This window comes from Streptomyces mutomycini (genome assembly GCF_001700505.1).
Lineage (GTDB): Bacteria > Actinomycetota > Actinomycetes > Streptomycetales > Streptomycetaceae > Streptomyces > Streptomyces mutomycini.
On the sequence record NZ_MAPV01000300.1, the window covers coordinates 1 to 1,224 of the forward strand.

At 68.4% G+C, this 1,224-nt stretch carries 1 protein-coding gene and 1 pseudogene; one reads left to right on the plus strand and one right to left on the minus strand.

The window, feature by feature from the left end:
* Positions 1 to 605: pseudogene (locus tag BFF76_RS29770) on the plus strand (MobF family relaxase); the annotation flags it as partial.
* 149 nt (positions 606 to 754) lie between these two features.
* Here BFF76_RS29770 and BFF76_RS31915 read toward each other — a convergent pair.
* The gene (locus BFF76_RS31915) at positions 755 to 943 is read right to left on the minus strand and encodes a hypothetical protein (RefSeq protein ID WP_244167375.1); all 189 of its coding nucleotides are present in this window, start codon (positions 941 to 943) and stop codon (positions 755 to 757) included.
* Positions 944 to 1,224 lie beyond the last annotated feature (281 nt).

The following is a 1,224-nucleotide window of genomic DNA, read 5'->3' on the forward strand; positions in this document are numbered from 1 at the left end:
CGACGAAGGCGGACGAGCACCTGCGCGTCCTGGCGGCGGCCGAGGGCAAGGGCCGGATCTCGCTTCGCCTGGCGGGCACTTCCCGCAAGGAACACCGCCAGCTCACACAGGAGGCCACCGAGCAGCGCGCCGCCGGGTGGCGGGAGGAGGCCGACGCCCGGATCGCGGCCTCCCGTGCCGCCGAGGCTGCGTGGGAGATCGTGCGCAGCAGCCCGTACGCCGACGTCCTCGGTGTCACCGAGCGCCAGGCCCAGGACGTCGACACCCTCGCGGCCCGGCTCACCCAGATGCGCGAGACCCGGATCCCCTCCCGTATCCAGCAGATCGACACCGGCGACGAGAAGCGCCTCTCCCGCGCCCACGGCCAGGCAGCCAAGGCCCGGGAGAACGCCGCCATGTACCGGGGCATCGCCACCGACGCACGGACCGAGAAGGCCCTGCGCGCTCAGATCGCCGAACAACACCCCAGGCTTCATGAGTCCGAGGTGAAGGCCCGCATGGATCTACAGAGGACAGAGGAGAGCCGGAGCACCCGGGTCGCGGCCCAGAGCAGCCGTTCGTACCAGCCACCGGCCCAGGCCCGTGGTCCACGCCGAAACCGCTGACAAGGCGGCCCTCCCAGCAGCAGATCGAGTAGGGAGGGTCGTCCAGCACTGCGGTGCATCGGCTCACCGATGGAGAAGGTCATCGAGTCGTGCTCGATGCCGAACGGGAGTGGAGCCCCGGATGACTGACGCCCGGGGCTCCAAAGCCGTCAGAGACCGATCAGGGTGTGCAGGACCGGGATGCTGGCGCCTGCCCCCACGAGCCCGGCCAGTGCCGCCGCTGCGGAGTTACGCGCACTGAGATGGGTCAGCCCGGCAACCACGCAACCAATGACCACAGCCGCGAGAAGAATCAGAGCAGCATGCGAGGTCAGAAGGGGTTCGTTACTGTCGGTCAAGGGGTACACAGGAGCCTCGTGAACCCTAAAGCTTGCCGACGTTGTACCGTCGTGAGGGGTCGGGGTAGTCATTTCACGCCTCGTGAATTCTGTGTTCCGGTCAGGACGCGGACGACCACGACCACGAACACCGGGGAGTCCTCCTCGTGCACCAGCCCGCCAAAGCATCGGTGCACACGAGGGCTCCCCGTCGTCGTACCCGCGAGGTCCGTACAAGAGCCTACGCAGAACGCGCGAGCCAACCCCAACCGGACCGCCCCGCGTGACCACACATCTGGGTG